The organism is Lentzea sp. (assembly GCF_036380075.1).
Taxonomy (GTDB): Bacteria; Actinomycetota; Actinomycetes; order Mycobacteriales; family Pseudonocardiaceae; genus Lentzea.
The window spans coordinates 32,613-40,923 of the sequence record NZ_DASVFL010000253.1 but is presented as its reverse complement, the minus strand read 5'-3'; the positions used below and the strand labels follow the sequence as shown (position 1 = coordinate 40,923).

Genomic DNA, 8,311 nt, shown 5'->3' with positions numbered 1-8,311 from the left:
CCAGCCTGCGCGTGAAGGTGCTCGCATTGGCCACCGAAGCAGGATTCCCCGGTGAGTCGACCAGGTCGGCGCGTGCCGACTTCGACCTCGCGCTCGCAGCGCTGTTGCACACGGAGATGGGACTGGTTCCCGCAGAAGCGGCGTCCGGTGACGTGTGGGCGTTCCTGGCTCTCGTGCTTCTACCGGATGTCGCCTACTGGCGATACTCGCCCACGCCGGTGCGGGATCGTGTACAGGCATCCGACATCACCCGCCACGTGTTCGGACGTCTCTGGTGGCGGGCACAGCTGGTCCACGACCCGAGCGAGCCGGATCCGTACTCGGCGTTGGCCATTCTCGGTGAAGCCGCGTTCGACCAGATCTACGCCCGTCGTAGAGCGCTCGGAGGAAGCCCGTACCTGGTCAAGGCAATCCTGCGGGTGTGGGGCGAGCTGGACCGCGGCGGGGAGAACGAGCGTGACGTGCTCCGTGACTTCCTGAAGCGACTGCTCCGGCTGGCTCCGTTCCTGAGCTTCGACGCCATTGAAGACCGCCGGCTGGACGCCGAGCTCATGCGCGCTGCCGGGGACAGCGTCCTGGCAGTCCGGGATGAGCGCCTTCGAGCGGCTGCGGCAAGTGCCCGGGAACGCCAGGATTCGGCGGTCGGCGGGTGACCTTCACCTGCGGTCGAGGGTCAAAGGCGTGGCGATCGTGAGAGTTCGTCCCCCGAGCCGATCTCGCCTTGTCGGAGTCGGAAGCGGCTGAGTCGTCACTGCTGTCCAGCCGGCAGCGGACAAGCAGATGGGCCGACCTCCGAGGAGATCGGCCCACGTACTTGCCACCTGTGGTGTAGCGCCCCTGGCAGGATTCGAACCTGCGACCTCGGGATTAGAAGTCCCTCGCTCTCTCCACTGAGCTACAGAGGCTGGAGGGGTGCGAAGGCGACCACGATTCGTGGCCACCGGTGCCCCCACCGGACACATCGTCCGGAGTCGATCGACCGTTTCCGCCTTACGGCCAAATGGGTGACGAAAACCGTCTAAACGTGATGGGGATCACTTCGGCGAGGCCGTTGAGGCTCTCTCCACGAGGGAAACGTCGAGTCTCGTCGGCCTCGGCGGTCTGCCGCCGGCCAGTAACTTCAGCGCCAGCTCGCCGGCTCGGCGGCCCTTGTCGGCCAGGGGTTGACGCACGGTAGTCAGCGGTGGGTCGCTGTAGGCCGCTTCGGGGACGTCGTCAAAGCCGACGACGGACACGTCCCGCGGCACGGTGAGGTTCAGGTCTCGGGCCGCTCGCAGGGCGCCGAACGCCAGTTGGTCGGACGTGCACAGCAAGGCGCTCGGGCGTGGCGTGCGGGTGAGCAACCACCGCGCGCCTAGACGTCCGAGTTCGCGATCACTGCCGCGGGCCTCCCACACCGGGACATTGTCCGGTTTCACCCCGGCTTTTTCCAAAGTGTCGAGGTAGCCGCCGAGGCGGTCTCGGCTCACGCGGAACGGCACGGCCGAACGGCGGGCGGGGGAGACCGGGCCCGATGCTCCGTCCGGGTGCAGGGCGAAGGACAGCACGCCGAAGCTGGTGTGGCCCAGTGCCAGCAGGTGTGTCGCGGCGGCGCACGTGCCGGCGTAGTCCTGCACCTCGACGCGGGCCGAGTCCGGTAGTACGGGCTGGTCGATCACGACGAGCGGGAGGCCGCGGGCGGCTACCGCGGCGAGGGCGGGGGCGGTGTCGGGCAGGGAGTAGGCGACCATCACGTCCGCCTGGGCGCGCGTCACGATCGACGGGCGCGGGCCGCCGGTCGAGTCGCCCGGCATCAGGACCAGGCTGTGGTCGTGGCCGTCGACGGTCGAGGCGAGACCGTCGAGCACGATCGAGAGGGCCGGGTCCGAGAACGCGCCGGACAGGCCCTGCGGCAGCATGAAGCCGACGGCCGCGGACGAGCGGGTGGCAAGCGAACGCGCTACCGGGTCCGGGCCCGGGTAGCCCAGTGAGAGCGCCGTTTCGAGGATGCGTTCGCGCAGCGTCGACGACAGCTGGTCCGGGCGGTTGTACGCGTTCGACACCGTCGCTCTGGAGACCCCGACGGCCGCGGCGACGGTGTCCAGCGTCGGCCTGCGTCGGCGGTCCGAGTCCACGTCAGCATCGTATTCGAGAGGTCCGACATCCCGGGCTGGCGTGACTGAAGCGCTTCAGTCATGCTGGAGGGCATGTCCCCACGGCTGGCCACGTTCCTCGTTTTCCTCCTGAACGGCGGCGTCTTCGGCACCTGGGCCGCGCGCGTGCCCGCGCTCGCCGGGCAGGTCGGTGCCGAGGTGGGCAGCCTCGGCCTCGCGCTGCTCGGGGCGAGTGTCGGGCTGGCCTTCACGGCGCCGCTGGCGGCACGGATCTGCGCCGTCCACGGGTCGCGCGGCGTGCTGCTCGCGAGCAGCGTCCTCAGTCCGTTGATGCTGCCCGTGCTCGCGCTCTCACAGTCGCCGCTCCAGCTCGGTCTGACGCTGGTCGCGCTGGGGGCGAGCGTCGCCGCGATGGACGTGTCGATGAACATCGCGGCGGTGGTCGTCGTCCGCGAGCTGCAACGGCCGTTGATGCCGCAATTCCACGCGGGGTTCAGCGTCGGCGGTCTCATCGGGTCGTTGGGCAGTGCGGCCGCCGCGCAGGCGCAGTGGACGCCGATGAGGCACTTCCTCGTCACGGCGGTGGTGGGCGTTCTCGTGGTGGCGGTCATCGCGAAGAAGGTCCCCGGAGGCGTGGGGGAGCGCCATAGGGAAGAAGTGACCGAACGCACCAGCGTGCTCAAGAGCCCGGTTCTCTGGCTGTTGGCGAGCGTCGCGCTGTGCAGTGCCATCGCGGAAGGAGCGGCGGCGGACTGGTCTGCGCTGTTCATGGTGCGTGAGCGCGGCATGGGTGACGCGGCCGGCGCATATGCCTATGCGGGTTTCTCCGTCACGATGGCGCTCTCACGGTGGTTCGGCGAACCGTTCCAGCGCAGGCTCGGTCCGCACTGCCTCCTCGCGGCGGGCGGCGGGCTCGCCGCGGCGGGTCTGGCACTGGCCGTCGTGGTGCCGTTCCCGGCGGCTGGCTACGCGGGGTTCGCCCTGGCCGGCCTGGGGCTCGCGTTCTCGTTTCCGGTGGTCATGGACCTGGCGAGCGACGTCGGCAAGCGCGCGGACGGCAGCGGTGGCGAGCGCGAGCTGGGCCTCGTGACGACGATCGCCTACAGCGGGTTCCTCGCGGGCCCGCCGATCGTGGGCGGGCTCGCGCACGTCAGCTCGCTCGTGCTGTCACTCGGGTTCGTGGCGCTCGTCACCGCGCTCATCATCCCGGCGACCCTGCTGGCCAGGCGCGCCGCTAGGCGGCCGGCACGCGTTTGAGGGCCTCCTGGCCGATCGGCTCCAGGGTGTCGCGCGCCTTGGCCTCCGAGACGCCGCCGCCCATGCCGATGGCGACCATCAGCGACTCGGACCGCGTCACGGCGATGGTGGCGGTGCACACCATCTCGGTCTCCTGCTTGCCACAGCTCAGCCACGTGGCGTGCTTGCCGGTCAGGACCTCCTGGCCCTTGCTCTGGATGCGCTTCGACTCGTCGAACGACCGGTACGGGACCGCCACCAGCACGTACGCGTTCTCCTTGAGTGTGAACAGGCACGAGTTCGGCATCTCGACGCGCGGCGCGGGGACGAACTGGAGCGTCCCGATCGGCTTGAGGTCCTTCTCCGTCACGAGCTTGCACGGGTCGACGCCAGCGGTCTTGCGGGGCGTCTCAATTGCTAACGGAGGGGGCGGTGCGGCAATGGGTTCGCCCTGTACGCGGTAGCTGCAACCGCTTAACGCGAGGACGACGAGCAGCAGGGGGAGAGAACGTCTCACACGATGCAACCCTAGAGGGTCGTAGGCTCCAGGTCGTGCCAATCGAACGCTCCACCAGAACGGGTTTGGTGCCCCTCGTCGTCATCGGCTTCGCTGTGGCGGCTCTCGCCGCCGTCGCGTTCAGCGCCCTCTCCGGCAACCCTCCGGCGGGATTGCTGGTCGTGCGCGTGCTGACCGAGACAGGCGCGGTGGTGACCATCGGCTCGTTGCTGCTGGCGGCGTTCCTCGTGCCACCGCAGAAGTCCGGCACCCTCGCCGCGGACGGGTACGCCGCGATGCGCACCGCCGGCTGGTTCGCGCTGGTGTGGCTCGTCGGTGCCGTGCTGTCTGTGCCGTTCAACACAGCGGCGGCGATCGACCGGCCGGTGAGCTCGTTCAGCCTCAGCCAGATGATCGCGACGGCGATGCTGCTGGAGCAGTCCAAGGCGTGGATGCTGACGGCGATCCTCGTGGCGTTGCTCGCCGTGGCCTGCCGTCTGGTGTTGTCGTGGGGATGGACGACGGTTCTGCTGTTCCTGGCCGTCTTCGCGCTCATCCCGGTCGCCGTCACGGGACACTCGTCGTCCGGCGGCTCGCACGACATGGCGACGAACAGCCTGCTGTTCCACCTCGTCGCCGCCGTGCTGTGGGTGGGCGGTCTGATCGCACTGCTGGCGCACGGACGTCGTGGCGGTGCACACCTCCCGCTCGCCGCCACGAGGTTCTCGAAGCTGGCGCTGGTCTGCTGGATCGTCATGGCCGTCTCGGGCGTGGTCAACGCGTTGGTGCGCATCACGTTCACCGACCTCTTCACGTCGACCTACGGTCTGCTGACGCTCGGCAAGCTGGTGTGCCTGCTGCTGCTCGGCGTGTTCGGCTACTTCCAGCGCGAACGCGGCGTGAAGGGCGTGGTGGACGGCAAGCCGCACGCGTTGCTCAAGCTCGCGGGCCTCGAAGTGCTGCTGATGATGTTCACGATCGGCCTGGCCGTCGCGCTGGCCCGCACGCCTCCGCCGGGAGGCAGCCTGGAGCTGCCCAGCCGCGTGGAGATCGCGATCGGCTACGACCTCGACGGACCGCCCACGCTCGCGAGCATCCTGTTCGACTGGCGGTTCGACCTCGTCTTCGGCACGGCGGCGGTGGCGTTCGCGCTGCTGTACGTGCTGGGCGTGCGCAGGCTCGTGAAGCGCGGCGACAAGTGGCCGGTCGGTCGCACCGCGGCGTGGTTGTGCGGCTGCTTCTCGTTGCTCTTCGCGACGTCCTCGGGCATGGGCCGCTACTCGCCGGCGATGTTCAGCGTCCACATGGAAGCGCACATGGTGCTCTCGATGCTGACGCCGATCCTGTTCGTGCTGGGCGGACCGGTCACGCTGGCGTTGCGCGCGTTGCCGGTGAGCAAGGAGGTTCCGGGACCGCGGGAGTGGATCCTCGCGTTCGTGCACTCGCCGCTCGCGCGTCTGCTGACGAACCCGTTCGTGGCGCTGGCCCTGTTCGTCGGGTCGTTCTACGCCCTGTACTTCTCGGGGCTCTTCGAGTCCGCGCTGCCGTTCCACTGGGCGCACATCGCGATGAACGCCCACTTCATCCTCGCCGGCTACGTCTTCTACTGGCCCGTGATCGGCGTGGACCCGTCACCGAACAAACTGCCGCCCCTCGGACGGTTGGGGCTCTTGTTCGCGTCGATCCCGTTCCACGCGTTCTTCGGCGTCATCCTGATGAGCTCCACGACCGTCATCGGCGAGCAGTTCTACCGCGGGCTTTCGCTGCCGTGGGTGCAGAACCTGCTGGAGGACCAACGGCTCGGCGGTGGCATCGCGTGGGCGGCGGGGGAGATCCCGCTGCTGGTGGTCATGGTCGCCCTGCTCGCGCAGTGGGCGCGGCAGGACTCCCGTGACGCCAAGCGGATCGACCGCAAGGCCGACGCCGATGGCGACGCCGACCTCGAGGCCTACAACGCGATGCTGCGGAAGATGGCCGGCAAGGACTAGAGCGACAGCGGCCGGCGGAAGCCGCGGACCGCGAAGAACGCTCCGATCGCCGCGATCACTCCGCTCGTGACCAGCGCTCCCGCCACCCCGGTGACCGGGTGGGCGAGCGCCAGGCTGCGGGCGGCATCGACCGCGTAGGTCAGCGGGTTGATCTTCGCGATCGCCTGGAGCCAGCCCGGCAGGCCGTTGACCGGCACGAACGCGCTGGACGCGAACATCAGCGGGAACATCGCCAGGAAGCCGACGGTCTGCATCAGCTCGGCCTTGCGCACCCACGCGGCGATCGCGATGAACACCCAGCTCAGCGCCCATCCCACGACCAGCGCGAGGCCGAGGGCGGCCAGCGTCCCGAGCACGCCGCCGTCAGGGCGGAAGCCGAACACCAGCACGCCGAACGCGATCATCAGCACGAGCTGGAACCCGGTGCGCACGGCGTCGGACAGGTTGCGTGCCAGCAGAACCGTGCTCGGGCGGATGGGCAGCGAACGGAACCGTGCGAGCACACCGTTCGACATGTCCTGCACGAGTCCGATGCCGGACGCGAGAGAGGACTGCATCGCGGTGTTCACGAGGATCGCGGGCAGCAGGAAGTTGATGTAGCTCATGCCCGGCGGGAAGTTCGCCGTCGACGTGATGCTGCCGAAGATCTGGCTGAAGAGCGTCAGCATGATCAACGGCTGCAGCACGCTGAAGAAGACGAGTGCGGGCGTGCGCAGGAGTGCGCGCAGAGAACGGCCAGTCAGCACGAGGACTTGCGTCGGGTAACTGCTGCCGTGCCAGGTCAAAGTCGCCATGGTGTTTCCCCCTAGTTCGCGGCGAGCGTGAGGTAGACGTCGTCCAAGGTGGGCTCTTTGAGGCCGATTTCGTGGGCCTCCAAGCCGTTGTCGTCCAACGCGCGCACGACCGTCGCGAGGTCGCGTGACCCGCTGACGGGCGTGGTGAGCGTGAGACCTTCCGCGACCGGGGTGAGCCCGACGCCGTTGATCGCCTTCAGCGCCAGGTCCACTTCGGACGCCGAGTCGAGCGTCACGGTCACCGTGCGCTGGCCGACCTGCGCCTTGAGCTCGGCCGACGTGCCGGACGCGACGACCTTGCCGTGGGACAGCACGGTGATCGAGTCGGCGAGCCGGTCGGCCTCGTCGAGGTACTGCGTCGTGAGCAGGACGGTCGTGCCGTCCGCGACGAGCTTCTCGACGATCTCCCACATGGCGAGGCGGCTGGCGGGGTCGAGACCGGTGGTCGGCTCGTCCAGGAACAGCACCTCGGGGTTGCCGACCAGCGACGCGGCCAGGTCGAGGCGGCGCCGCATGCCGCCGGAGTAGGTCTTGGCGTTGCGCCGGGCGGCGTCGGTGAGGTCGAACTGCTCCAGCAGGTCGTCCGCGCGCTGGTGGGCCTGGGCGCGGCTGGCCCCGAGCAGGCGGGCGATCAGCACGAGGTTGTCGTGGCCGCTGAGCTGCTCGTCGACGGCGGCGAACTGGCCGGTCAGGCCGATGCGGCTGCGGACGTCGTGGGCCTGCTTGACGACGTCGAACCCGGCGACCTTCGCGGTGCCGCTGGACGGCGGCAGCATCGTGGTGAGCAGGTTGACCAACGTCGTCTTGCCGGCGCCGTTGTGGCCGAGCAGGCCGAGGACGGACCCCTTCCGCGCGGTGACGCTCACGCCGTCGAGGGCGTTCACGTCGCCGAACTTCTTGCTCACGTCGTGAGCTTCGATCATGAGCTCAGTCATCTGATCCCCCTGTTTTGAGTGCTCCGTGCAGGAAGAGCTCGACGAGCTCCGCGGGTTCGACGCTCTTCTCGCCGAAGCCCTTGCCCTGCAGGCGGTTGGTGAAGACGAAGCCGAGGAGCAGGCGGGCGGCGTGCTCGGGGCTCGTGCGCAGCTCCACGTCGTCGAACAGCTCGGCGATCGCGTCAGACACGCGTTGCATGCCTGCCTGGGGACCCCTGTGCTTCTCGTGGTCCTCCTGGCTCGGCTGGTAGCCGGACTCGCGCAGCGCGCCCATGACGGTCCACATGCGGTCGAGGTAGCCGGACACCGTGCTCGCCGCCTCGACGAGCCGTTCCTCGATCGGCAGGCCGGCGGGCACGGCCCTGATCCTGGCGACTTCGTCGTCGGAGAGCAGTGCGCGCTGGATGCAGGCGCCGAGCAGCTCCGCCTTGTCCTTGAAGACGCGGAACACGGTGCCCTCCGCGATCCCGGCCGCGGCGGCGATCTGGCTGGTCGTGACGTTCGCGCCGGCCTCGACGACGAGCGGCAGCGTCGCCTGGACGATCGCCTCGCGGCGGTCCTCCGGGCTCATCGCGGGGGCGCGGCGGCGGCGTGGTTCCTCTGACACGTCCGCCACTGTATGAGTGAGTCCTCACTCATGTCAATGAGTGGGCGCTCACTCACTGGGCTCACTCGAGCGCGCCACTAGCACGCGGGTCCGACAATTCCGGTGCCCGAGGGGCTGCAAGATCCCGACCTGTCCACAACCCGCGAGTAATCCACAGATCCT

At 69.0% G+C, this 8,311-nt stretch carries 8 protein-coding genes and 1 tRNA gene; 3 read left to right on the top strand and 6 right to left on the bottom strand.

Annotated elements, in window-relative coordinates; all coding sequences use genetic code 11:
* Positions 1-653 (top strand): DUF6339 family protein (locus VF330_RS27735; RefSeq protein ID WP_330854624.1); only part of this gene is annotated, 653 nt, incomplete at its 5' end.
* A gap of 179 nt (positions 654-832) precedes the next feature.
* On the opposite strand, the gene VF330_RS27730 is transcribed toward VF330_RS27735, so the two are convergent.
* Both VF330_RS27730 and VF330_RS27725 read right to left on the bottom strand, forming a co-directional pair.
* Positions 833-905: transfer RNA gene (locus VF330_RS27730), tRNA-Arg, on the bottom strand.
* Positions 906-1,034: 129 nt separating this feature from the next.
* Positions 1,035-2,114: a LacI family DNA-binding transcriptional regulator gene (locus tag VF330_RS27725; RefSeq protein ID WP_330854623.1), complete on the bottom strand. Its 1,080-nt coding sequence runs from the start codon at positions 2,112-2,114 to the stop codon at positions 1,035-1,037.
* A gap of 72 nt (positions 2,115-2,186) precedes the next feature.
* Between VF330_RS27725 and VF330_RS27720 the strand changes: the two genes are divergently transcribed.
* Entirely contained in the window at positions 2,187-3,350 is a 1,164-nt protein-coding gene (locus VF330_RS27720) for an MFS transporter (protein ID WP_330854622.1), read from the top strand.
* On the opposite strand, the gene VF330_RS27715 is transcribed toward VF330_RS27720, so the two are convergent.
* Positions 3,328-3,699 (bottom strand): hypothetical protein, encoded by a 372-nt coding sequence (locus tag VF330_RS27715; RefSeq protein ID WP_330854621.1) that lies wholly within the window; start codon positions 3,697-3,699, stop codon positions 3,328-3,330. The genes VF330_RS27720 and VF330_RS27715 overlap by 23 nt on opposite strands.
* 182 nt (positions 3,700-3,881) lie before the next feature.
* Here VF330_RS27715 and VF330_RS27710 point away from each other — a divergent pair, with 182 nt between their 5' ends.
* Positions 3,882-5,813 (top strand): cytochrome c oxidase assembly protein, encoded by a 1,932-nt coding sequence (locus tag VF330_RS27710; RefSeq protein ID WP_330854620.1) that lies wholly within the window; start codon positions 3,882-3,884, stop codon positions 5,811-5,813.
* Here the strand turns inward: VF330_RS27710 and VF330_RS27705 are convergent.
* Genes VF330_RS27705 through VF330_RS27695 form a run of 3 tightly spaced genes read right to left on the bottom strand, consistent with a single transcriptional unit; the run spans position 5,810 to position 8,149 of the window.
* The gene (locus tag VF330_RS27705; RefSeq protein WP_330854619.1) at positions 5,810-6,607 is read right to left on the bottom strand and encodes an ABC transporter permease; all 798 of its coding nucleotides are present in this window, start codon (positions 6,605-6,607) and stop codon (positions 5,810-5,812) included. The two genes, VF330_RS27710 and VF330_RS27705, sit on opposite strands and share 4 nt — an antisense overlap.
* An 11-nt stretch (positions 6,608-6,618) precedes the next feature.
* Positions 6,619-7,542: an ATP-binding cassette domain-containing protein gene (locus VF330_RS27700; RefSeq protein ID WP_330854618.1), complete on the bottom strand. Its 924-nt coding sequence runs from the start codon at positions 7,540-7,542 to the stop codon at positions 6,619-6,621.
* Positions 7,535-8,149: a TetR/AcrR family transcriptional regulator gene (locus VF330_RS27695; protein WP_330854617.1), complete on the bottom strand. Its 615-nt coding sequence runs from the start codon at positions 8,147-8,149 to the stop codon at positions 7,535-7,537. Before VF330_RS27695 ends, VF330_RS27700 begins: the two co-directional genes overlap by 8 nt.
* Positions 8,150-8,311 lie beyond the last annotated feature (162 nt).

Bases quoted from the DNA above. Each gene is read 5' to 3' on its own strand.
- VF330_RS27720 (WP_330854622.1), top strand. From the start codon at position 2,187: ATGTCCCCACGGCTGGCCACGTTCCTCGTTTTCCTCCTGAACGGCGGC.
- VF330_RS27705 (WP_330854619.1), bottom strand. From the start codon at position 6,607: ATGGCGACTTTGACCTGGCACGGCAGCAGTTACCCGACGCAAGTCCTC.
- VF330_RS27700 (WP_330854618.1), bottom strand. From the start codon at position 7,542: ATGACTGAGCTCATGATCGAAGCTCACGACGTGAGCAAGAAGTTCGGC.